The organism is Corynebacterium sp. HMSC063A05 (assembly GCF_001809695.1).
GTDB lineage: Bacteria > Actinomycetota > Actinomycetes > Mycobacteriales > Mycobacteriaceae > Corynebacterium > Corynebacterium amycolatum.
Window position 1 is genome coordinate 55,249 of the sequence record NZ_KV798509.1, and the last position, 23,297, is coordinate 78,545.

A 23,297-nucleotide genomic window follows, 5' to 3' on the forward strand; every position below is an offset into this window, starting at 1 on the left:
TGCTTACGCTTCCTCGCGCTTGCCGACGCCCACCCCACCGGCGACAGCTTCTTCGGCCTCGGCGACGGTGATCTTGCCGCTCATCAACAGCGGCAGCAGCTCGTCCCTGGTGCGGGCGAGGACTTGGTTTTCTTTTATTGCCGCCTTCGACGCTTGATAAATGGACTCACCAAATTGACAGAAATCAATAACATCAGGAGAATTTGGGTCCGGAACCTCACACTGTGCCAAATCGGCCCATTTTGCACGAGGCATACGCGTCCCATTCGAATTCATTACTGCGTTATTGACTACTTGGTCAGAATTAGCCGCTATTCCAACAAGTATCCGATGTTTTGACTCTAAGGAACGAATAACTAAGACGTCAGTAGAGCAAATTCCTTCAACAGGAGCTATCGAGACCTTATGAAAGTAGGGTCGCAACTTACCAAACAAAAGATTCCCTTCTTTAAAGCGCGATTTCGTAGATTCAACTTCGCCAGCATTACCCCACTCCTGCAACCAGACTGATTTCTTATCGAAATGTTCCAACGACACTTGTGGAGTAGAAGTATCGACTGATCGTGGATCAACTTTCTCACGCATCTCGTACGCGATGTTGTCAAAAGGAATTAGAGGCCCATCCATCAGTTGGAGATACTGAAGTCGAAGTAATTTGCTACTTAATTGTAGAAGCTTCTGATTTGCTGCGATCTTGTCGTCCAACGCCCCGAGAACCCCAGTAATTGCCTTCTGTATTGATAAACGAGGAAAAGGAACTCTAAAAGTCTTTACTGTTTCCCTCGCGCGAGGAAGACTTGGAACACCAGTTTGTGATGCACACGATTCAATTACCCATTGACCCTGGGGGCTATTTAACCAATATGCATAGAACAAGGGGGCAGCCATAGTATCATTTAGCTTAATTCGCAATAAATTCTGCGAAACAATCATTTTTGAATACTTGTTATTGTAGGGAACCATCGATGCTCGCCCAACAGTTCCCACGTGTACCATGACTAACTCGCCAGGATGAGTAATGCTCCTTCCAAGCGTATCCGCTTTTTCACTTGTTAAGAAAGCAAGATCGTCGAGTTTAGCTTGAGTACCTTCAAGATTTTGTCCTCTTAAAATGGGAACTCCTGAAGGGACATAGTTATCTGCCGTGATACTAGATCCGAAAGGCCCTAGGGCAATATCCGAAATCAGATTTCCGAAATCTGTGTCTTCCCAGTTCACTTGAGCCTCCCCAGCTGCTCGCGCACAACCGCATCCAGGCGTGCAGATTCATCCAATGCCGCCGTCAATTCCTTGGTCAGGCGGGCAATCTTTTCGTCGATAGGCTCATCATCTTCCTCAGCCTCCGGCATACCCACATAGCGGCCAGGGGTCAGCGCGTAGCCCGCCTCGCGAATCTCCTCAATCGTGGCGGACTTACAGAAACCAGCCACATCCTCATACTCACCCTTGGCGGACTCGCGGCCACGCCACGTGCGGAACGTATTAGCGATCAGCTCAATATCCTCATCGCTAAACACCCGCTCCGTGCGGTCAATCATGTGGCCGAGCTGGCGGGCGTCGATAAGCAACACCTCACCGCGGCGATCAACACGGCCCTTCTTACCAGCAGCCTTATCCTTGGTGAAGAACCACACGCACACCGGGATGCCCGTGCCACGGAACAGCTGCGCCGGAAGCGCAATCACACACGAGACAACATCATCCTCGATCATGTTCTTGCGGATCTCGCCCTCCCCGGAGGACTGCGAAGTCATCGTGCCGTTGGCCATCACCACGCCGGCCTCACCATGTGGCTGCAATTTGGAAATAATGTGCTGCATCCACGCAAAGTTCGCATTCCGCACCGGAGGAACACCGTACTTCCAACGCGCGTCCTCCTCATTGCGGACCCAATCCTTGATGTTGAACGGCGGGTTCGCCAACACATAGTCCATCTTCGTACCCGCATGAATATCGCGCGCGAATGTATCGGCCCAGCGTTCACCCAACCCTGCGGCGCTAATCGCATGAATCGCAAGGTTCATCTTCGCCATACGCCAGGTGCGCTCGTTCAATTCCTGGCCGTAGACCGCAATGTTGCTGCGGTCGCGCTTGGTAGCCTCCAGGAACTTCTCCGCTTGCACAAACATGCCGCCCGATCCACAGCAAGGGTCATATACGCGCCCCTCTGTGGGCTCCAAAATTTCCACCAAAGTCCGCACCACGGACTGCGGAGTATAGAACTCTCCGCCCCTCTTGCCCTCAGCCTTAGCGAACTTATCCAGGAAATACTCATACACCTCGCCGAGAAGATCGCGGGCCCTCTTCTCCTTGGTAGAACCGAAATAGGTCGAGCTGAAAAGGTCAACCAGCTCGCCCAGGCGGCGCTGATCAATGTTCTCCGCGCCGTAAATCAAGGGAAGCGTACCCATCAGCGACTCATTGTCCTGCATCAAATGCTGCATTGCGGCATCGATGAGCTTGCCGATCGATTGTGGCTTGCCGTCTTTGCCCATTCGGCCCTTGGAGTTAGCCGTCAGGAATTCCCACCGAGCCTCAGGGGCAACCCAGAAGACATTCTCACTGGTGTAAGAATCAATATCCTCCAGGTCCTCCTGGATTACATCCTCATCGAAGCCCTGCTCCTCAAGTTCGACGCGAATCTCCTTTTGACGCTCATCAAAAGAGTCCGACACATACTTCAAAAAGACCAGACCCAGCACTACGTCCTTGTACTGCGAGGCATCCATGGACCCACGCAGCTTATCCGCGGACTTCCAGAGCATGTCCTTGATCTCGCTCATTGTGGAAGGGACCTTGACCGCTTCCTTCTTCGCTCTTGCCATTACTTCGTTTCCTTAACTCTTAGATTTAGCTATCTGATTAAGCTGTTTAGATACGATTTACGAATCCTCGCCAAGCAGCGATTACTCCGGTGCCGCCCGAATACCGCCACTTGCCAGCGACGCACCGAAGTCACGTCGGAAAGCGGAAATGCCCTCGAGCTGCTCAAGCAACTCTGCTCTACGTGCATCCACCTCACGCATCACTGCTTCGAACACTTCCGCATCCCGCTGCTCAATTACGGGCACCTGCCACGCCTTCTTGTCCTTGGTCTGCGCGTGGCCCAGCTGCTCCGCCAAGAGATATGGTGATGTGACTTCCTCAAGAGGGGTCTTGCTCCGAGCCCTGGTCTTCATACACCGCAGAATCTGGGCAGGTGCCTCGACCAGCGAGCCTCCTTGCGCATCAACAATCGCAACGGGCTTATTGAGGTAAATCCACACCACGTCACCGGGCTCGGTCAGGGTTGAGCGAGGCAGCTTCACACTGATATCGACGATGTTGGCTTTCCGTGCTCCGGCTGGCGCGAGCCCGCTCAGTTCGCTTCGACCAATAACCGGGATGGTTCCATCCGGGTTTCCAGTATCCAGGTCCTGCAGCTTCGATCCCTTGATGACCTTCACCAACGGTGCCGGCTGTTTGGTCGCCTCAGCCCAGCTAAGGAGCTTTCTGCGGTGAATCTCGTAGGGATTGCCCGCCTGCTGGAGGTTCGGCACATGCGACAAGTCGACACCCACCGCGTCGGCCTGGAGTCGTAACTCGGCGATTGTTGCGATTTCCTCCTTTTCGGATACCCGTTCGCGGATCGGGCGCAGCGAATTCCGCATGCGTAGGTTCTCGTCGGTGAGCACCAGTGAGTTATAAAACGCGTGCTGACGAGGAGAAACCTCATCATTGACCGCAGCCAAGACATCCATCACGAACTGACGCGGGCGAGTACCACTGAAATCGAGGGAGGAATAATCTGCCAGAATGACAAGATCGGAATCGAACTTCTCTGGATCTCGCGTTCGCAGAATCCACAGCGCGAGCTGGCTCTGCCCAAGACTTCTCGTCCACCCATGAGGAAGCAGCGCCGCATACCGCAGGGAAGAATGCAGATTATTCTTCGAACCCCACAGAAAGTTCCTTCGCTCAAGGTTCACCACAGTATTGCTGGACTCAATGAGGAGCTCAGCCGGAGCAAGAACAACGACGCAACCCCGCGCATCGAGTCCCGATTGCACGTAGCCAATCTGATCGAAGAGCTCTTGGGCGTCGTCCTGCTTGGCGCTTACCCACTGAAGGAATGCAACCGCAGACGGGTCCCATTCATCAGTTACTTCCAGGACTTCGATTCCACGCGCTAAGCTCAGGCAGAGCTCTGGAGTGAAATCGTCGTGTTCAAAGCCAATACCGAGTGGCGACTCGTGGGATTCAATAGCGTGCTGCGCCCACGCGCCGCCACCTGGGCCAAAAGCAAGAACCTCCCGAGTCTCCTTATCACGGTGCAATTCCTTGATGAGCTCCGAGCCAATGACGGCAAGTAGCGCCTCTGCGTTCTCGACGAGCGCTTCTGGCGTTTGCGAGCGACGACGCCGGATAATCTCGACGAGCACTTTGGTCGCGGAAAATGCAGCTTCAGCCAGGATATTTGCGGAGGTCACCGCGTGCTCTAGGTCGCCTTCCAAAATCTCAGATGGCACCAGTGGCTCCGAGAACAACTCATCACGGACAGTCTCCGGGGTTACCTCCTCACCGCCACGGGCATGTGCAACAAGCGCCGCCCACACTCGAGGACCCTCGACAGCTTCGTTAAACAAGTCGCTGTAGAAAGGCGCATCCGCAACAGCATCGGAGTTGTTTCCGTGGTCAGTCTCAACGAGCCACTTTGCTACCTCGATAGCATCAAACTTCAGTTGAGTATCTCTCGCTGCAGCGGATTCAACTGGCAATAGCGGTTCCGGGAAAGGAGCATCGGACCCGCCGGAGTGACGCTTGCGCCACATAGTTACTAATGGACGCTGGACATCCGCTAAGTCAGCAATGCGTTGCATTGAAATTGTTAGGGCGGGCATCTTCTTCACCTCACTCTCGGAACTCGATTTCCTTTTCTTTGTTCGAGATTAAGATTAGCCCAGTTTAAAAGCTGTAATATGCTTGTAGCCGTTAAGGGTACTTAACAGTCATTCCCAGATAAATCTATGTACGAGGAAAACAAAAGCGCAGAACCGCTTGGCATCATGTCTCCAAGCGGATCTAAACCTCCAACGCGTAGTAAATCGGTTCCAGACCGCTTGGGTCGGAGTTGACGCGTCGTTAAACACGCAATGCATTACGATGCCCACCCCACCTGTCATCACTCTCCCCGCACCTACGAGTATCGGTGGCACAGGCTGATTTCCGGCCGTGGCCATTACGCATAATTGCCTCTGCAGTGGGATAATGACACTCATGCCAAAGCAGTGGATCAACAACACGACGACCGAAAAGATTGTCATCGTCGGCGCTGGTGGTTTTGGACGAAACGTGGTCAGCTTCATCAAGGACATCAACGACTACGCCGTGGAAAACGGAATGCCAAAGCAGTGGGAAATCCTAGGCATTATCGATGATGGCACCCCAGATATGACCTTTTTCCACAAAATGGGCGTGCAACTCTTGGGCAAAACTGAGGTCCTTGCGGACTTGCCCGAGGGGGGCTACTACACAGTCGCAATCGGCAGCGGCGCTGCTCGACGTTCGATTGCGCAACGCGCAGATGCCGCGGGGCTCGTGCCCGCGACCCTGGTCCACCCAGACACCAGCATTGGCGCGCTGGTCACACTCGGCGAGGGCACGGTCATCTGCCCCGGAACACGCCTGACCTGCAATATTGAGGTAGGCAAGCACGCCCAAATCAATATGAATGTCACAATCGGCCACGATGCGGTGCTGCGGGACTACTGCACAATCTTCCCGCTCAATGCCGTGTCGGGCTTTGTCACGCTTGGCGAAGCCTGCACCCTAGGCGCCAACTCCGTAATCAACCCCGGCCTCACCGTCGGCGAGGGAGCGTACATCGGATCCGGAGCCGCAGTTACCAGAGACGTCGATGACTACTCCGTTGTCGCCGGTGTTCCCGCAAGTGTGATTAAGAATCTTCGTTAGCGGAGACGTCCTTATCCGACGACCCCTTGTCCGACGAACCGGTGAACTCAGTCATGGTCGCTTGGCCCTCTTCTGAGATGCCTTCGCGCCTCAGCACCACCAAGATCGTGTCGAGCAGGATCTTTGCATCGAGCAGTAGCGACCAATTATCCACGTACTGCACGTCGTACTCGAAACGTTCTTCCCAGGTGATGCCATTGCGGCCCGAGACCTGGGCAAGCCCCGTAATTCCCGGTGGCACCTCATGGCGGCGTGCTTGGCGCGGCGAATAGCGCTCCAGATACTTCATGCGCAGCGGACGCGGACCAACGAGGCTCATATCGCCACGCAGAACATTGATGAGCTCCGGAAGCTCATCCAAGCTTGTGGAACGAAGGAATTTTCCTACCTCCGTGAGGCGGGACGCATCGTCGACAAGCCCCTTTGCCGGATTGACGTGGTGCATCGTCCGGAACTTGAGGATATTAAACGGCTCACCATCCTGGCCCGGGCGTTCCTGGCGGAATAGGACTGGCTTCCCCATGGAAAGCCGTACTGCCAGCGCCGTAGCACCCATAACTGGCGACAGCACAATCAGGCCTGCTGCAGATGCCGCGATGTCGACGCCACGCTTAATTACCCGTTGCGCGCGGATGCTCAGTGATTCCATTGGTCATCTCCTACTTTTCGTTGAACATTTCGCGCAGAAGCTTTTCGGCACGCGCATCGACTTCCGCATTTGAACGGTTTCTGACCAACCAACCAATCGCACCCGCTGCACCAGCCGCAGCAAACGACGCTGCCGCAACGCGCAGTTTCTTGTTGTCATTCTTGTTGTCAGGCGCACTTTGCTTGACGACGGCCACCGCTGGCTCCAGCTCCGGCACAACCGGCTCCGCGGTATCGGTGACCATGACTGGTTCGGGCTCGGCTGCGGGTTCTGGTTGCGGCTCCAGCTCTGGTTCTACCGATGCTGTGTCCTGCGCGCGGCACCGTAGGCTCAGCATTGCAAATGCTGCTGCAAAGCCAAATAGCCATAGCGAACGGGAATCGTAGTAGTAGCCGGAAAAAACCTGTGCCACAAGAACGGCTAACGCTACAGCTGCGGTCAGACCAGCTTGAAGAAACTTGAATAGGTGGCGACAGGCGATTGCCAACACAACCAGCACAATCACAAACAGACCGATTCCTATGACACCCGCTTCAGATCCGACTGTGTAGAAGATATTGTGCGGATGCTCCAGTGGACGTGAAGACCTCGGTGTCGACAGCACAACGAAGCTGTGCAGACCACCACCAAAGATGCGGTGTTCACCCATGATTCGGAAAGCTTCATCGTGAAGATAACTACGCCCAGAATCATGTTCTTTTTCGAAGGTCAACTGGATAAAGCGCGTCTTAAAGTACTCTTCAATCTCGGTACCTGCGATGAATCGCGAGTATCCATACGCGACCGCTGCGGCGACAGCGACGTAAAAAACAGTCGCCCACTTCCAACCCCAGTGAAAAAACACAGCTATTGCGGTAAAGAGGACTACCACGGTGGTAGCAACCAGTACACCGCGGCTTCCCGACGCAACGAGACCGTAAGCAAATGGTGCAGCGAACAAGAGAGCTGCCCACATGAACTTACGCCACAGCATAAAAAACACAGCTGCCGCGATGCCGTACAGCATGAAACGGGCAAAGACATTCGGGCCACCGCCGAACGCAGTCATACGTCCGACATATTTCGGACCAGTAAAGCCGCCGTAGAGAAAAATAAGCGAGCAAATGGCTATTGCTAACCACAGCCACACCAGTGCCTGAGGATGCAAATAGAACAGTATCGCTGACACCGTGGCGATGAGTCCGAGCGTTATCAACGCAGTAACGACGGGAGCGACTTCGGCAGCTTCAGGAGCCCATAGTCCGGACAGCATCATCCATAACAGCCAGACATAGAACGCCACTAATGCCCACGCTGCAATCGGCCACTGTTTTACATTGCCAGCGCCTTTCATCGCGTTCAACCAACTCTGGCGCTGAGATTGAGGCGTGCCAACGGCGGTAAGGATTGCAACGATCACCAAAATCGGCAATGCCAAAGATAAATCAGGAAGCGCTGCGGAGACATCCTTCATCGTCGTGTCGCCAACGTAGAGAACACCAGCAAACATTCCTGCGGCCACCACAATAAATAGCGACTGCAGTATTGGTTTTCGCTGTTTTACAGCTTCTCCAGCTACCTCAGTAGAAGTCATCCCAGCACTTCCTTCAAAACACCTATCACCCGCGCGACGTCGTCATCGTCCAGCGCCGGACCACTAGGAAGAGTAATGCCGCGGGAGAAAAGATTCTCAGCGGTACCGTTGATGGTCGCTCGCGCGCCCTCATACACCGGCTGCAGGTGCATCGGCTTCCACAGGTGACGAGCCTCGATGTTGGACTCACCCAGCGCCGCAATCACGCTGTCCGGGCTCAGCACGCCCTTATCGACGGCATCCTGTGGCAGCACAATCGAGGTCAGCCAGCAGTTCTCGGTGAACCGCTCGTCGGAGTCAGAGAGCAAGCGGGCACCTTTACCAGGGGCATCGTCGTCAAGCGAGGCGAGCAAATCTAGGTACGCGTCGCGAATCTGGCGACGGCGAGCAATCATGTCGTCCAGACGCGAGTGCTGCGCCCGCCCCAGCGCGGCAAGCAGATTGGAAAGACGGTAGTTGTAGCCGATTTCGGTGTGTTCGTACCAAGCGACGGGCTGACGCGCCTGCGTGGACAGGTAGCGCGCGCGGGCGATGAGATCAGCATCGTTGGACAGCAGCATGCCACCGCCGGAGGTGGTCATGATTTTGTTGCCGTTGAACGACAGCGCGGCGGCACGGCCAAAGCTGCCGGCCGGCTGACCATCGACGCTAGCACCGAGCGCCTCGGCGGCGTCCTCGATGAGCGCGATGCCGAGTTCTTCCAGGCGTGGCGCGAAGGCCGGGTAGTCGGCGCAGCGGCCGAAGAGGTCCACAATCATCACGGCGGGAACGCTCTTGCCCTCGGCAAGCAGTTCATCGACGGTGCAGAGCAGCAGCTCAGGGTCGATGTTGCCGTCCTCTGCGGCATCGATAAACACCGGCGTAGCGCCGACGTAAGCGATGGCGTTGGTCGTGGCCGCGAAGGTCATGGTGGAAACCGGGATGTAGTCACCTTCACCAATCCCCAGCGCGAGCAGCGCCAAGTGCAGGCCAGCAGTACCAGACGACAGTGCGAGCGCGTGCTCAACACCGCAGCGCTTGGCAATCTCCGCTTCAAACGCGTCTACCTCGGGACCCAACGGAGCCACCCAACCAGAGTGGAGTGCACGAACGACGGCCTGTTCTTCTGCTTCGGTGACTGTCGCGAGCGAAAGAAAGATCCGCTCATTGGGCTTGTTAGTGTCGGCGTTAGTCATTACTTCTGAACCTTTCGGACGCGGTTGAGTACCTCGATGAGCTGGTTGTACAGGCTGTCACGAGCAAAACGCTTCTCACCCAGTTCGCGGTTTCGCTGTCCCGCTGCGCGCATCTCATCGCGGTCGGAGATGATCTCAGCGAATCGCTTGGCCGCAGTCGGAATATCGCGCGAGAGACGCCAGCCGGCATCGTGCTCGGTTGCGGCTTCCTCCAGCCAGCCACCGTGGTTGAACACCACCGGACGCGATGCGGCCATGGCATCGAAGACCTTGTTCAGGGAATTGCCCTCCAGACAGGGGTCATCACGCAGCGGCGATAGCGCGATATCGGCGGCAGACACGTACTTGGCGACATCTTCCTTCGGCTGACGGCCGAGGAACATCGCATCGGCATCGAGGCCAGCGTTCTCAGCGCGCTGGTACAACGCATCCGAGTCGCTTCCCTGCCCCAGCAGGACAAAGCACACATTCTCCACGCCATCACGACGCAGCTGCGCCGCCAAATCCACAAGCCACTCCAGCTGGTAGGACATGCCAAAACCACCAGCGTAGACCGCCACCACGTCATCGCCCCAGCCCTGCTCCTTGCGGAAAGCTGCACGCTGCTCGGCCGGGACATCAAAACGCTCAAAGTCCGACGCATTCGGAATAACGGTCACGCGCTTCTTCGGAGCTACCTCTTTGACGCCATCGGCCATCGACGGCGACAGCGCCACGACCTCGCTCGATGCCGCATAAAATGCCTTCTCGAGTTGCTTGGCCAGGAAAATCGCCACCGGATTATTGAGGTAGCCCAACTTGATTGGCACCTCTGGCCACAGATCACGGATCTCCGCCACCAACGGCGCACGCTGGGTAAACTTCGCCACAATTCCCGGAACCGCCACAGTCAGCGGAGTCGAGGACGCGTAAATCACGTCGGCAGGCACACGAGCAGCAACCGCGGAGGCGCGCACCAGGAAGTTGAAGAAACTGACGATGCGCTCGCGCTTCGACATTTCATTGCGGTACGGAATCGCTAGACGACGCACGTGGATGCCATCAACAGTTTTATCCATGGCCTCATCGCGACCACAGATCATTGTCACCTCGTGGCCTGCAGCGGCCATTCGGCGGGCAAACTCGTAGGGTCGAGAACCACCCGGCTCACCGGGGAGAACAAAGTGCTGGTGGATATAAGTGATTCGCATTGTTTAGCTTTCCTCGATTACGTCGACGGGGAGTTCTTCGGTGGTAGTTGATGGATTCTTCTGGCCTCCGGTTGGCCGCATTAGCGCCACTGCCGCAACCACGGCTGCTGCAAAATAGACAACTGCGCTAGTCCACGCGAGGCCGAGGGCGTCTCCGAGAAGAATGCCAATCGGGTAACAAATGACAGCGATAACGGCGGAAATGAGCTCCACTCGGCCAATTCGACGGGGATTGTCGCTGCCGAGAATTTCACCGCACAGGTGTCGGTAGCAGCCGAGCACCACGGCCGCGATAGTCAGTGGCAGCACCAACTCCCGGGCAGGCTCAAACTCATGGCCGAATACCGGCACGATGAGGAAGTAGAGTGCCACACCACCGAGCGCACCAAGCGCGCCGTACGCTGCAGTGACTATGCCAAGGTGTCGGAGCACACGAGACGGGGTGAGTTCGCGCCCCCTCTGGTCGCTGGTGCGCTGATCGGCGACCGACTGCGCGACCCAATACAGCGGCTCTGTCGCCGTCGCCACGACCACGAAAAGGCCTAACGACGCCGGTGAGGCCAGCGCCGGCAGTAAAACGCGCCCCAAGCGTGTCGTCGTCAGCGGTCCCAGGCCCGATGCGATGAATGGGGCATTTGTTCGAGCCGTCTCTACCACTCCGCCAACACGGGAATCGGTGTGTTTGCGTGACTTCGCTAGCGACCAGATTGCCAGGGGCAGCGCCGGGAAGATATAGGCCGCAGCCCACCAGCGCCAGTCCTCGACTCCTGCAAAATACAATGCAGTGCTAATCAGCAGTACTGAGCCCTGGAAACCGACGAATACTGCGACAAAGAAAGACACTCGATGGCGGCTGATAGCCATCGCACGAACCATGGAAAATGACACGGTAACCAAGGCGACAACGCCGGCCATTGCCGTCCACGGTCCGTAGACGACACCTGCGATGGCACAGGCAATCAGAGCGACCACAGTCATGGCGAAACCACTCGGAATGAGACCGTGGTCGTAATCATCGCGGCGCAGCAAAAGCCGATCGGCCCCAAAGCCGACGAAGGGCGCCACAATATAGGCGAACTGCAAAACGGTAGCGACCTCGCCTCGACCGGCGGGCCCCAGCACTCGCGCGGAAAGAATACTGACCACAAAGGCGACGACTGCGGCGAGCGCTGAAGCTGCCGAAATCGTCGCAACTGTTCGAACTCTTTGTGCCAGCTGCCCGGAGTTAGAGGAGCTGGTGATTGTCACGGTGGGGAGTCATCCTAACTATTTTGCCTTCGAGCTAGCGGTTGCAAGTGATTGTGCACCAGCGGTATACGCCGCAATACTGCTTTGCGCCCCACCGTGCTCTACAAGCCAACGACGTGCAGCATCGTGATTATGTGTGCACGGGAGAATCCGCGAATTCAGCCGTTCCGGCTCAACACGTACCTCAGTAATCAGCGGATGACGATCACCAATCTTGGGAACCTCGCGGTCATCAACCAAGTCCTCGGAGATCTTCTCACCTTCGCGAAGACCCGTGTAGACAATCTCTACGTCTGCGTCATGGAGCCTGATAAGATTCTCCGCCAGCTCAGCAATCTTGACCGGCTTACCCATCTCCAGCACCAGAGTCTCACCGGACTCTGCAATAACGGTAGCCTGCAGCACCAGCTGCGATGCCTCCGGAATGGTCATGAAGTAGCGCTGAACGTCAGGGTGCGTCACCGTAACCGGGCCGCCCTCTTCAATCTGACGCTGGAAAGTCGTAATGACCGAGCCACGCGAGCCAAACACGTTACCGAAGCGGACAGATGCCCAGACACCTTCGTGAGTTTGCCCCATGTGCGCAGTCAGACGTTCTGCGGCGCGCTTGGATTCACCCAGAATCGAGGCTGGGTTCGCAGCCTTGTCCGTGGAAATATTAATAACGGTTGAAACATTGGCTGCAGCGGCTGCATCCAGGACGTTCTGGGTTCCGATGACATTGGTTTGCACTGCTTCTGCAGGGTAGCTCTCCAGCAGCGGCAGGTGCTTGAGAGCTGCAGCATGGTAGACAACATCGGGCTTGCGCTCGGTGAAAATCTGCGTCAGCATTTCCGCGTCACGGATATCAGCCAAGACGGTATCGGAGCCGTCGAGAAGCGCCGAACCTGTCAGCGACAGCTGAGTGGCATGCAAGCCGCCCTCATCGCGATCCAGCATGATAAGTTCTGCCGGCTCAAAGCGGTGAACCTGTCGGCAGATCTCGGAACCGATAGAACCGCCAGCGCCTGTGACCAGCACCTTCTTACCGCGGATTATCGAAGCGACCTTGGATTCATCCAGGTGCAGCGGCTGGCGGCCGATGAGGTCGGCGATGTTAATTTCGCGCACCTGCGAGGTAGCGACAGCGCCACGGTGGCGCGAGTACTCCTCCACCGGCGGCAGAATAAGCAGGCGCAGGGACGATTCCTCACAAATGTGGTTGAGGACATTGATGCACTCAGTGGACAGTGGCTCATTAGTCGCAATGATGACCGACTGCGCCGAAGTGCGCGATGCGACTTCGCCCAACTGATCAATGCCACGAATCACGCGGAGACCATGGATACGAGAAATATGGTTCTCACCGCTTTCTTCGGGATCGACGATTCCAACCAAGTGGAAGCGGTTCTCACGGGAAATACCGGAACCCGTAAGGCTGTTAATAAAAAACTTGGCTCGACGGCCTGCACCGAGAACAATCAAGCGATCATCCGTCTGGCGGGTGCCAAAGTTATCGGTAATCCAGCGAGCGAGAGTTCGGGTATAGATACTTGCCAAAGTTGCGACACAGCCACCGGCGAACGGAACGTACCACGCAATTTCCGGGAAGGTCTTCAGAATTTGAGCCAAACCAGTGGCTGCGGTAGCGCCGCCCATGCTGATGCTCAGCAGAACAATATCTTCAGTTCGACTGCCGGGCCATACGCGTTGCGGGTTGGTGTACTCCCCGAGCAGCAGGCCAAGCAGGACGATGACTACCACGGCGACAGCGACAACCAAAAAATTAGTGCCTGATATTTCAGAGAAAGATACCAATTCACCGCGGACGATTCCATTAGCGGCGGACAGCGCAACCAGCCAGGCGAGTACATCAAATACACACCAGGCGAGCTGCTTCCAGTCTCGGATAAACATTCTTATGCCTTTTATTGCTGGTTAAATTTTCCTACGCACAATGCGTTCCACAGGCTTGGCATACTATGCGATATGAACTACATTTACAGCTCCTACCCCAAAGGGCTACCCCATCGTTCGGGTGGCCAAAAAGCCACCCTTTCCATCCATCATTCCCCCTGGTAAAACAATGTTTCGCCAACTATTTACCGAAGCTTCAATCTGTTTACATTCATATAACTAGCTGTACAAACTAACTTCTAACGTAACCACTTCCCGACGATTCCAATTAATGCAAAATCGCCTCTTTATTGAGATGCTTATTCACGGAAGTATTTGCGTGAATACTCAAATAATCGTTTTTGACAAAAGGGTTACACTTCCCCCGTGAGCACATCATCAACGCGTCGGGCTCACGCTTTCATCATCCGGAAGCCCTTCCTTGCTGCATTGATTACTGCCGTTTCAGTTCTAACGGTGATGACGCTATTGCTTGCTACCCTGATGCTGATTCAAAACCGGATGAGTCAGACACAGCAGACCACACAGTTCTGGCAGGCCTACAAAAACGGCGAAGACCTGCCCAAATAAAAGCACTCTTACATGTACCCCTATTAAATGCGCAACCAGTATGCGTATTATTGATATATGTCGTCGCCCGCCACACCAGAGCCCCAAGCCCCCACAACCAAACCCCCTTCTAAACCTGGCAAGAGTCACCGCATGTCCTGGCATCGCAAGGCCGGTATGCCGGTGCGCTGGTGGTTCGCTGCCATCATTGTGGCCGCATTAGTCCACCCATTTGTCACCGATGGGCGCTGGCTGTTGGTGCACCTCTTTACCCTCGGCGCCGTCACTAACTCCATCCTTATCTGGGGCCGCCACTTCACCGAGAAACTACTGAAAATCGATGTGCCCGATGGCAATCGGCACATTCAGTTAGCAAACATTTACCTGCTCAACGCGGGCATTGTCGCAACGGTCGTCGGCAAGCTGGGCGATTGGTGGCCAGTGACCACGGCCGGCGCGGCGGTCGTCGGCGTCGCCGTCGCATGGCATGCGATTTCCCTCGGACGCGACCTGGTAGCGAAGCGCGATCGACCATTCGCCATCTCTGTTGCGTACTACGTCGCGTCGGCATGCCTACTGCCGATCGGCGCCACGCTCGGCGCCATCCTCGCATCTCCGAAGGGCGAAGCGCTTCACGACGACCTCCTACTGGCACATGAAGCCATCAACATTATTGGCTTCCTCGGGCTCGCGGCCTGCGGCACGCTCATCACCATGTTCCCAGCGCTGTGGCGAACCCAGATGTCGCCGCATTCCCGCCCGAAGCTGGCACTAGCAGTACAGCTCATAGGTATCGCGACTACCACAATCGGTGCGCTGACCAGCTTCAACTGGTTCGCCTCCGTCGGCCTTGGCATCATCACTATCGGCTGGGTCATAGCCGCCATTCCGTGGGCGCACAACGTCATGACTGTCGCTAAAGACCCCCGCGACCGCCTCAGCTACCCGGCGCTGTCTGTTGCGGCTGCGGCCGTCTGGCTGATCGGCACACTCACAGTTGCCACAGTCAAGGCGCTTGACGGCAGCTTCGTAATCTCATCCCTTACGCTGCCGCTGGTAATCGGTTTCGGCGCACAATTGCTTATCGGCATGATGAGCCAACTCTTGCCCGCCACCATCGGCGGAGGTGCTGGCCCAGTCTCTGCCGGTATGAAGGAACTTGACCGCGCGGGCGCATTCCGCTGGTCGATCATCAATATTGGTCTGGCACTGTGGCTAATGCCGCTGCCTTCCTGGACCAAAGTGGCGGTCTCCGCAATGGTCTCCCTTGCCTTGGTGTCTTATCTGCCACTTGTCGGCCGTGCCGCGAAGGCTCAGATTGGTGCGCTGAAAGAAAGTCAGAAGGCACGGGCCAACAAAGAAGCAACGCCGAAGCCGGTCGAACTGCACGCAACTGCACGTCGACTCGGTGCTCAAACTACCGCCGCTCTGGCTGTATTGGGCCTGGTAGTGACTATTGGTGTTGCGCTGAGCGGTGGCGGCGGAACGGGCAGCATTGAAACCACCGGCGATATCGCACCCACCGGCGAGACCGTCGAGGTCACGGTTACCGCCAACGATATGACGTACACCCCAAACATCATCGAGGTCAACCCCGGTGACCGCCTGGTCATCACCATGGTCAACGCTGATTCCCAGGTCCACGATCTGCGCTTGGCCACCGGCGAGGACACCGGACGTGTCGCCCCTGGCAACTCCGCCACCATTGAAGTGCCGGTTGTTCCCGGTGACATTGACGGCTGGTGCACCATTGCTGGTCACCGCCAGATGGGCATGACGCTCACGGTCAATACAGGTAGCACTGATCATTCACACCACACCGGACGTGGCAACCACGCTGACCATGCCACTCCCGGTGCGCTCGGGAATGTCGGCGAGCAACCCGGCCCAGACTCCCCTACTATTAATCCAATATTGGCGCCCGCCGAGGACACTACAGTCCACCACGTCACCCTGAGAGCCAGCGAGTTCACCGGCTACGCTGCCCCTGGCGTCGAGCAGCAGCATTGGGTATTCAACGGCAAACCGCTGGGGCCAACCCTGCGCGGCAAGGTGGGCGACGAGTTCGTCGTCACGCTCATTAACGATGGCACGATGAGTCACTCCATCGACTTCCACGCGGGCATTGTCTCGCCGGATGAGCCGATGCGAGACATTGCCCCTGGCGAGAAGCTTGAGTACCGCTTCCGCGCCGACCGGGCGGGCATCTGGATGTACCACTGCGCAACCATGCCCATGTCCATGCACATCGCTGCCGGCATGCACGGTGCGGTCATCATTGACCCGCCGAGCCTCGCAGAAGTCGACCACGAAGTTCTTCTGGTGCAGTCCGAAAGCTACTGGGGCGAAGCCGGCCCCGATGCCGACAAGGTCATGGCCGAGGATCCGGATATCTACAAGTTCAACGGTTACCCCGACCAGTATCTCACCCACCCCATCCGCATTCGCGCAGGTGAGACGGTACGTTTCTGGTTACTGGCCGCAGGCCCCAACAAGGGCACGAGCTTCCACATCGTCGGTACGCAGTTCCATCGCGTGTACAAAGAGGGAACGCTTTTGCTTGACGACGGCGTGGGCGGCGCCCAAGCCCTTGACCTCGGTGCCGCGCAGGGTGGTTATGTTGAGGCCGAATTCCCGGAGCCGGGCACGTACCGCTTTGTTGACCACCAGATGGTGCATGCCGAAATGGGAGCACGCGGCGACATAGTGGTGAACTAAACCAGGGTTTACAACTTAATTGGAGCGTCTTCTGGCTCCACCGCGCGAGGCAAGTTGGACTCGCCCATCAGGTACTGGTCCACGGCCTCGGCGCAGGCGCGGCCTTCGGCGATAGCCCACACGATTAGGCTGGCACCACGGCCATTGTCACCGGCCACGAACACCGGACCGTCGAAGTTCTGCTCGATGTCGCTGCGCACGGCGAGGTAGTCGTCGTCACGCATCATCACACCGCGATCATTGAACTGAATCCCCAGCTCATGCGGCAGGCCCCCGCGCTCCGGGCCGGAGAAGCCCAGAGCAATGAGAACTAGGTCGGCATCGAGCTCGAAATCCGTGTCCTCCATGGGCACGCGCTTCCCATCGATGACCTCGACCTCGTTGGCGGACAGACCGGTCACGTGACCGTCCTCGCCGTGGAAGGAGACGGTGTTGACGTTGAAGACGCGCTTGCCCAGCGTCTCACCGGTGACGCGAGCGTTAAGGCCGAGCGCCTCGGTAACCTCTGGCGGCTCGGAACCGGTGATGGTGTACTCACCTTCTTCGTGGGCAGTAGCTACGCGCCAGACCAGCGGATACATCGGCCACGGAGTCGACGCCGCACGGGACTTCGGAGCCCGCGGACGGATATCGAACTGCGTGACGGACACCGCTCCCTGGCGCAGCGCGGTACCGAAGCAGTCAATGCCGGTGTCGCCACCACCGATGACGACAACCTTCTTGCCCTTGGCATCAATTGGCGGGGTGTCGAGCTCGCCTACGGCAACGCGGTTGGCGCCCGGCAAGTACTCCATAGCCTGGTGAATGCCCTCGAGGTCACGACCATCGACAGGTAGGTCACGGGCAAGTGACGCACCGGTAGCTAGAACAACCGCGTCGAATTCGGCCAGGTCAGCGGCGGTCGGTGAGACGTTGGTGCGGAACTCGGTGCCCTCAATCTCCATCTGCTCAAGGCGACGGTCGAGGAAGCGCTGCTCCATCTTGTAGTCCGGTACACCGTAGCGCATCAGACCACCGATCTTGTCGTCACGCTCGAAGACCGTGACATCATGCCCGGCGCGAGTCAGCTGCTGTGCTGCAGCAAGGCCCGCCGGACCGGAGCCGATAACAGCGATGTGCTGACCGGTGTCGAAAGTCGGCACAATCGGCTGCACCCAGCCCTCATCGAAGCCGCGTTCAACGATGGCCAGCTCAATACTCTTAATGGTCACCGCATCGTCGTTGATGCCGAGCACACAACCGCCCTCGCACGGAGCCGGACACAGGCGACCGGTCCACTCGGGAAAGTTATTGGTGGCGTGCAAGCGCTCGAAAGCCTCGTGCCAGCGGTTCTGACGAACCAGGTCATTCCACTCCGGAATGATGTTGCCCAGCGGGCAGGTCGAGTGACAAAACGGCACGCCACAGTCCATACAGCGGGTCGCCTGCTGTTGCACCTGCCCGTTGCTAGCCTCCTCATAGACCTCTTTCCAGTCCATCAGACGCAGCGGAACCGGGCGATGAGCAGGCTCTTCGCGCTGGAATTTCATGAAACCCTTCGGATCAGCCATTGCTTACTGCCTCCATGATTGCCTCGTTGATGTCAGCGTCGTTGTCCTTTGCCTTCGCGACTACGTCGAGAATTCGGGCGTAATCACGCGGCATGATCTTGATGAACTGTGCAGCCGGGAACCGAGTCTTGGAACCCGTGAGCTTGCGGTGCTTCGACAGCGTGGCCTCCAGCCAGCTGATGTCCTCATCACCCAGCGGCACGATGTCGACCAGCTCGGTGTTGATGTTCGCCCGCGTCGCCTCGTTATCCAGCAGATAGGCGATACCGCCACTCATACCGGCGCCGAAGTTGTGACCTACCGGACCCGCCACTACGACGCGGCCACCGGTCATGTACTCACAACCGTGGTTACCGATGCCCTCGACCACGGCCGTAGCACCGGAGTTACGCACGCAGAAGCGCTCACCGACAGTGCCGCGGACGAAGATCTCACCACTGGTGGCACCGAAACCAATGACGTTGCCGGCAATGGTGTCGGTAGCCAGATCCGCGGTCGGCGGAGCCGAACGTGAAGGTCGGACCACAATCTTCCCGCCGCACAGTCCCTTGCCGACGAAGTCGTTAGCATCGCCCTCCAGCTTGATAGTCACACCGGCCGGCAGGAACGCGCCCAGCGAGTTACCGGCGGAACCGAGCAGGTTGACGACGATGGAGTCGTCGGCAAGCCCATGCTTACCTGCGACTTTGGTGACTTCGTACCCGAGCCGCGTGCCCACGGAACGGTTCACATTGCTGATGGCGTGGTGCAGCGCCACTGGCGTCGGCGCCAACCCATTCGCGCGCGCCGTGCGCAGGGCCGGCTGCGCTTCGTCGATGAGACGCTCGTCCAGCGCACCCTCGAGGCCATGATCCTGCGTCTTCGTGCAGTAGGAATCCTGGTCCGCAAAGAAGGGGCTTTCGGCAACGTGCAGGATTCGCTCCAGGTCAAGCTTTGCGACGCGCGGAAGGTTGCCCAGATCCTTGCGCGGACGCAGGCACTCGGCATGTCCGACCGCCTCATCGATGGTACGGAAACCCAGTTCAGCGAGGTATTCACGGACCTGCTGGGCGATAAAGGTGAAGAAGTTGACCACGTGCTCGGCACGGCCGGTGAACTTGCTCCGCAACGTCGGATTCTGGGTGGCAATACCGACTGGGCAGGTGTCCAGGTGGCAGACGCGCATCATGACGCAGCCCTCCACCACCAGCGGAGCGGTGGCGAAACCGAACTCCTCAGCGCCCAACAGCATCGCGACCACGACATCGCGACCGGTCTTGAGTTGACCGTCGCACTGCACGCGGATGCGGTCGCGCAGCCCGTTGAGCATCAGGGTCTGCTGGGTTTCAGCGAGCCCCAGCTCCCACGGACCACCGGCGTGCTTGAGGCTGGTCAGCGGCGAGGCACCAGTGCCGCCATCGTGGCCGGAGATCAACACGACGTCGGCATGCGCCTTCGACACACCAGCGGCGACAGTACCCACACCCTGCTCGGAGACGAGCTTCACGTGAATGCGGGCGCGCGGATTGGCGTTCTTGAGGTCGTAAATGAGCTGCGCCAAATCCTCGATCGAGTAGATGTCGTGGTGCGGCGGCGGCGAAATCAGGCCCACGCCCGGGGTGGTGATGCGGACTTCCGCAATCCACGGGTAGACCTTGTTCGGTGGCAGCTGGCCACCTTCGCCGGGCTTTGCGCCTTGGGCCATCTTAATCTGGATGTCGGTGCAGTTGGACAGGTAGTGGCTGGTCACGCCGAAGCGACCCGATGCGACCTGCTTGATGGCAGAGCGCTTCCAGTCGCCGTTGGCCTCCATCTCGAAGCGGTCCGGGTCCTCGCCGCCCTCGCCGGAGTTGGACATGCCACCCAGGCGATTCATGGCAATAGCCAGCGTCTCGTGCGCCTCCGCGGAGATGGAACCGTAGCTCATCGCGCCGGTGGAGAAACGCTTGACGATGCTGGAGACCGGTTCAACCTCTCCAATGTCGATCGGCTCGCGATCCGAGACGAACTCGAGCATGCCGCGCAGAGTTGCCAGCTGCTTGGTCTGCTCATCGACCTTGTTGGTGTAATCTCGGAAGACCGCGTACTGACCAGTGCGGGTCGCATGCTGCAGCGTGTAGATGGTCTCCGGGTTGAATAGGTGGTACTCGCCTTCGCGGCGCCACTTGTACTCGCCGCCGAGATCCAGCTCGCGGTGTGCTTGCTCTTCCGGACGCGGCAGGAATGCGCTGCGGTGGCGAGCGGCAACATCTTCTGCGACCTCGTCGAGGCCAATGCCCTCCAGCGGAGAAACAGCGCCGGTGAAGTACTCGTCCAGGAACTCCTGCGACAGACCGACGGTGTCGGCCAGCTGTGCGCCACGGTAGGACTGCAGTGAGGCGATACCCATCTTGGACATGACCTTCAGCACGCCCTTGGAGGCGGCCTTACAGTAGTTCGAGCAGGCCTGATCCAGCGTCAGATCACCGAGCTGGTCCTTCATGCGCAGCTCATCGATGGTTTCGAAAGCCATGTATGGGTTAATGGCATCGGCACCAAAGCCCAGCAGCATGGCCATGTGGTGCACCTCGCGGGCGTCGCCAGCCTCAATGATGAGGCTGGCACGCGTCCGAGTGCGTTCCTCCACCAGGTGGTGGTGGACCGCGGAGGTCAGCAGCAGCGAGGGGATCGGCGCAAAGCGCTCGTTGGACTCACGGTCAGACAGCACAATCAGTCGGGCACCACGGTCAATGGCTTCAGAGACCTCACGGCGGACACGACGAATAGCGTTGCGCAGGCCACGGCCACCGCGGGCGACCGGGTACAGGCCGGAGATGACCTCGGCGCGGAACTCGGAGTACTCCTCGTTCTTGCCCGCCTGACACAGGGTGACAAAGTCGTGGTTGTCCAGGATTGGATGCTCTAGCCGGATACGACGGGCGGCATCGGCAGTGGGCTCCAAGATGTTGGTCTCTGCCCCCAGCAACGTATTCATGCTGGTGATGGACTTTTCGCGCAGCGAGTCCAGCGGCGGGTTGGTCACCTGTGCAAACCGCTGCGAGAAGAAGTCGAACAGCATGCGAGGTCGGTTGGACAGCGCCGCAATCGGCGTGTCCGAGCCCATCGAACCCAGGCCCTCCGCGCCGGTGAGTGCCATCGGGCGGATGATTAGGTCAACGTCTTCTTCGGTGATGCCGAAGACGCGCTGTCGTAACACCGCGCGGGCATGCGGCATGTACTGGTAGCGCTCTCGTGGCAAATCGGCGATGTCGACCAGGCCTTCTTTGATCCATTCCTCGTAGGGCCCAGTGGCGGCCAGCGTGGACTTAATCTCCTTGTCCTCAATAATGCGACCGGCCTTCATGTCCACTAGGAACATACGCCCCGGCTGTACGCGCGTGCGCTGCACAATCTGCTCCGGCGGGATATCCAAGACACCAGCTTCGGAGGCCATCACCACCAGGCCCTCGTCAGTCACCCAAATGCGTCCCGGCCGCAGGCCATTGCGATCCAAGATGGCACCGATGACCTGGCCGTCGGTAAAGCAGATAGCGGCGGGGCCGTCCCACGGCTCCATCAGGCAGGCGTGGTACTCGTAGAACGCGCGAACCTGCGGGCTGAGGTTGTCATCGTGCTCCCAGGCCTGCGGAACCATCATCATGACCGCATGCGGGAGACTGCGACCACCGAGATGCAGGAGCTCCAGGGCCTCGTCGAAACGCGCAGTGTCAGAACCGTTGGGGTCGCACACCGGCAGCGCGCGGTCGATATTGCCCAGCTTGCCAGAGCGAATCAGCGACTCGCGGGCGCGCATCCAGTTTTCGTTGCCGCGCACGGTGTTGATCTCACCATTGTGAGCGACGTAGCGGTACGGGTGTGCCAGCGGCCAGGACGGGAAAGTGTTCGTGGAAAAGCGCGAGTGCACGATGGCCAGCGCGGAAGTAACTTCCTTCTGCTGCAGGTCAAGGTAGAAATCCTTCAGCTGCGGGGTAGTGAGCATACCCTTGTAGACAATTGTGCGGCTGGACAGCGACGGGAAGTACACGGTGTCGCCGCCAGAGCCCTCGCCGGCGCCCCGTTCGCCCAGCTCACGCTCGCAGCGCTTACGCAGGAAGAACATCTTGCGGTCGAGATCAATATCGCTGAGCTGGCGCCCCTCGTAGTTCTTCGCGGTAACGAAGAGCTGACGGAGCACTGGCATAGCCTGACGGGCCATCTGGCCGAGCCCTTCAGCGTCGATCGGTACATCGCGCCATGCCAGGATCTCGATGCCCTCTTCAGCGCAGATGTCCTCAATAGCCCGAATGGCATCGAGGGTGGCCATGCGCGACTGCGGCAGGAAGGCGATACCAGTGGCGTAGGTTCCCGCCGGCGGTAAAATAACGCCTTCCTTGCTCAGCTCAGCGCGGTAGTAGGCATCCGGAACCTGAATGAGAATGCCGGCACCGTCGCCAGTGGTCTTCTCTGCACCGGCGGCCCCGCGGTGGTCGAGATTGACCAGTGCCTGAATGCCCTTTTCCACAATGTCATGGGTCTGGCGACCGTAAATGTCGGCGACAAAGGCCACGCCACACGCATCGTGTTCGTTCGACGGGTGGTAGAGACCTTCCCTCTGAGGACCACGAGGCAATGTGGCCGCTGTTTCGGTCAGAGTCATGGCTGTCTTAGCTGTCATGGCTGTTTTCCCCTTATAGGTGCAATGTGCCAATTGGGGGACACGGGTTATCTATATTTCCAACTGTTTTAACAATGCACTTTCATCTAGGCGTATTGCAATACGTATTTAGGGAATTAACTGTATTTGCCCACCCCCGAAGGAGCTAGACCAGCCTGCCAGCC

14 protein-coding genes are annotated in these 23,297 nt (G+C 58.0%); 3 read left to right on the forward strand and 11 right to left on the reverse strand.

Annotation, left to right across the window (positions count from 1 at the left end):
* Nucleotides 1-3: 3 nt before the first annotated feature.
* The 3 genes from HMPREF2651_RS10935 to HMPREF2651_RS08570 form a co-directional block, all read right to left on the reverse strand.
* On the reverse strand, nt 4-1,218 hold the full coding sequence (locus tag HMPREF2651_RS10935; protein WP_141746493.1) for a restriction endonuclease subunit S: 1,215 nt from the start codon (nt 1,216-1,218) through the stop codon (nt 4-6).
* On the reverse strand, nt 1,215-2,825 hold the full coding sequence (locus tag HMPREF2651_RS08565) for a class I SAM-dependent DNA methyltransferase (RefSeq protein WP_049181246.1): 1,611 nt from the start codon (nt 2,823-2,825) through the stop codon (nt 1,215-1,217). Before HMPREF2651_RS08565 ends, HMPREF2651_RS10935 begins: the two co-directional genes overlap by 4 nt.
* Before the next feature lie 81 nt (nt 2,826-2,906).
* Nucleotides 2,907-4,880 (reverse strand): hypothetical protein, encoded by a 1,974-nt coding sequence (locus tag HMPREF2651_RS08570; protein WP_065422980.1) that lies wholly within the window; start codon nt 4,878-4,880, stop codon nt 2,907-2,909.
* A 376-nt stretch (nt 4,881-5,256) separates the two neighbouring features.
* On the opposite strand from HMPREF2651_RS08570, the gene HMPREF2651_RS08575 reads away from it, so the two are divergent.
* Nucleotides 5,257-5,952 carry a NeuD/PglB/VioB family sugar acetyltransferase gene (locus tag HMPREF2651_RS08575; protein WP_049181272.1) on the forward strand — a complete coding sequence of 232 codons (696 nt, stop codon included), beginning with the start codon at nt 5,257-5,259 and terminating at the stop codon, nt 5,950-5,952.
* Here HMPREF2651_RS08575 and HMPREF2651_RS08580 read toward each other — a convergent pair.
* From HMPREF2651_RS08580 to HMPREF2651_RS08605, 6 genes are read right to left on the reverse strand one after another with little or no spacing between them, the layout of a single operon-like run.
* The gene (locus HMPREF2651_RS08580) at nt 5,936-6,601 is read right to left on the reverse strand and encodes a sugar transferase (protein WP_049181242.1); all 666 of its coding nucleotides are present in this window, start codon (nt 6,599-6,601) and stop codon (nt 5,936-5,938) included. The two genes, HMPREF2651_RS08575 and HMPREF2651_RS08580, sit on opposite strands and share 17 nt — an antisense overlap.
* 10 nt (nt 6,602-6,611) lie before the next feature.
* Nucleotides 6,612-8,174 carry an O-antigen ligase family protein gene (locus tag HMPREF2651_RS08585; RefSeq protein WP_070586029.1) on the reverse strand — a complete coding sequence of 521 codons (1,563 nt, stop codon included), beginning with the start codon at nt 8,172-8,174 and terminating at the stop codon, nt 6,612-6,614.
* Nucleotides 8,171-9,349: a DegT/DnrJ/EryC1/StrS family aminotransferase gene (locus HMPREF2651_RS08590; protein WP_049181240.1), complete on the reverse strand. Its 1,179-nt coding sequence runs from the start codon at nt 9,347-9,349 to the stop codon at nt 8,171-8,173. Before HMPREF2651_RS08590 ends, HMPREF2651_RS08585 begins: the two co-directional genes overlap by 4 nt.
* Entirely contained in the window at nt 9,349-10,539 is a 1,191-nt protein-coding gene (locus HMPREF2651_RS08595) for a glycosyltransferase family 4 protein (protein ID WP_049181239.1), read from the reverse strand. The genes HMPREF2651_RS08590 and HMPREF2651_RS08595 overlap by 1 nt, the downstream gene beginning before the upstream one ends.
* Before the next feature lie 3 nt (nt 10,540-10,542).
* Nucleotides 10,543-11,787: a lipopolysaccharide biosynthesis protein gene (locus tag HMPREF2651_RS08600; protein ID WP_049181237.1), complete on the reverse strand. Its 1,245-nt coding sequence runs from the start codon at nt 11,785-11,787 to the stop codon at nt 10,543-10,545.
* Nucleotides 11,788-11,805: 18 nt separating this feature from the next.
* Nucleotides 11,806-13,683: a polysaccharide biosynthesis protein gene (locus tag HMPREF2651_RS08605; protein ID WP_049181235.1), complete on the reverse strand. Its 1,878-nt coding sequence runs from the start codon at nt 13,681-13,683 to the stop codon at nt 11,806-11,808.
* A 366-nt stretch (nt 13,684-14,049) separates the two neighbouring features.
* Here HMPREF2651_RS08605 and HMPREF2651_RS08610 point away from each other — a divergent pair, with 366 nt between their 5' ends.
* A complete protein-coding gene (locus tag HMPREF2651_RS08610) occupies nt 14,050-14,253 on the forward strand; it encodes a hypothetical protein (protein ID WP_049181234.1) in 204 nt (67 codons plus the stop codon).
* Nucleotides 14,254-14,385: 132 nt separating this feature from the next.
* Nucleotides 14,386-16,950 carry a multicopper oxidase domain-containing protein gene (locus HMPREF2651_RS08615; RefSeq protein ID WP_065422979.1) on the forward strand — a complete coding sequence of 855 codons (2,565 nt, stop codon included), beginning with the start codon at nt 14,386-14,388 and terminating at the stop codon, nt 16,948-16,950.
* Nucleotides 16,951-16,958: 8 nt separating this feature from the next.
* On the opposite strand, the gene HMPREF2651_RS08620 is transcribed toward HMPREF2651_RS08615, so the two are convergent.
* Together HMPREF2651_RS08620 and gltB are read right to left on the reverse strand one after the other, a co-directional pair.
* Complete coding sequence (locus tag HMPREF2651_RS08620; protein WP_049181232.1) at nt 16,959-18,500, reverse strand: glutamate synthase subunit beta; 1,542 nt, start codon at nt 18,498-18,500, stop codon at nt 16,959-16,961.
* On the reverse strand, nt 18,493-23,115 hold the full coding sequence (gene gltB / locus HMPREF2651_RS08625; RefSeq protein WP_049181271.1) for a glutamate synthase large subunit: 4,623 nt from the start codon (nt 23,113-23,115) through the stop codon (nt 18,493-18,495). Before gltB ends, HMPREF2651_RS08620 begins: the two co-directional genes overlap by 8 nt.
* Nucleotides 23,116-23,297: the final 182 nt, after the last annotated feature.

What these genes read in the sequence shown, in the direction of transcription:
- HMPREF2651_RS08590 (WP_049181240.1), bottom strand. Translation starts at nt 9,349, where the DNA reads ATGACTAACGCCGACACTAACAAGCCCAATGAGCGGATCTTTCTTTCG.
- HMPREF2651_RS08575 (WP_049181272.1), top strand. Translation starts at nt 5,257, where the DNA reads ATGCCAAAGCAGTGGATCAACAACACGACGACCGAAAAGATTGTCATC.
- HMPREF2651_RS08565 (WP_049181246.1), bottom strand. Translation starts at nt 2,825, where the DNA reads ATGGCAAGAGCGAAGAAGGAAGCGGTCAAGGTCCCTTCCACAATGAGC.
- HMPREF2651_RS08620 (WP_049181232.1), bottom strand. Translation starts at nt 18,500, where the DNA reads ATGGCTGATCCGAAGGGTTTCATGAAATTCCAGCGCGAAGAGCCTGCT.
- HMPREF2651_RS08570 (WP_065422980.1), bottom strand. Translation starts at nt 4,880, where the DNA reads ATGCCCGCCCTAACAATTTCAATGCAACGCATTGCTGACTTAGCGGAT.
- HMPREF2651_RS08605 (WP_049181235.1), bottom strand. Translation starts at nt 13,683, where the DNA reads ATGTTTATCCGAGACTGGAAGCAGCTCGCCTGGTGTGTATTTGATGTA.
- HMPREF2651_RS08580 (WP_049181242.1), bottom strand. Translation starts at nt 6,601, where the DNA reads ATGGAATCACTGAGCATCCGCGCGCAACGGGTAATTAAGCGTGGCGTC.
- HMPREF2651_RS08595 (WP_049181239.1), bottom strand. Translation starts at nt 10,539, where the DNA reads ATGCGAATCACTTATATCCACCAGCACTTTGTTCTCCCCGGTGAGCCG.
- HMPREF2651_RS08615 (WP_065422979.1), top strand. Translation starts at nt 14,386, where the DNA reads ATGTCCTGGCATCGCAAGGCCGGTATGCCGGTGCGCTGGTGGTTCGCT.
- HMPREF2651_RS08585 (WP_070586029.1), bottom strand. Translation starts at nt 8,174, where the DNA reads ATGACTTCTACTGAGGTAGCTGGAGAAGCTGTAAAACAGCGAAAACCA.
- gltB (WP_049181271.1), bottom strand. Translation starts at nt 23,115, where the DNA reads ATGACTCTGACCGAAACAGCGGCCACATTGCCTCGTGGTCCTCAGAGG.